Annotated in this window: 1 protein-coding gene; it reads right to left on the reverse strand. The window is 36.2% G+C overall.

What is annotated here, in order from left to right:
- Positions 1-464, reverse strand: a 464-nt coding sequence (locus tag ACM2FC_RS23615) for a transporter substrate-binding domain-containing protein (protein ID WP_498483473.1), incomplete at both ends; no start/stop codon positions are given.

Below are 464 nucleotides of genomic sequence, written 5' to 3' on the forward strand. Positions count from 1 at the left end.
GTGTCAAACGGTCATAACTGCTTTTCAGTGCTCTAACTACCTCATCTGAAGTTGTAAGGCTTGCTACTAACCAAAGGTCTTTTGACAAGTCATCTATTTTAAGTACTGGGACAAAATCATTAGGTTCTAAACCATACTGCTCAAGACGATAAAAATAACTAGAAGTAACTAGAGGGGTATAATCTATACGGTTTTTTCTCAACATCTGAAGCATTTTTCGACCATAAGTAGTCGTAATTAGGTTAAAGCCTTTGCCTTCTATATATTCTTCAAAGTTACCACCAGACTGACTACCCAATCTGAATAGCTTTAAGTCTTCTAGGTTATTTGGGATGATTTTGGGCCCATCAATATACCTAAATAATGTTACTTCATGTTTTGCTACTTTTCCTATCCAGTGGAATTGATTTTCTCGGGAGGGTGTTCTTGCCACAGAAAAGAAAAGTACGTTCTCTGTTTTTTTA

The organism is Vibrio sp. A37 (assembly GCF_059777565.1).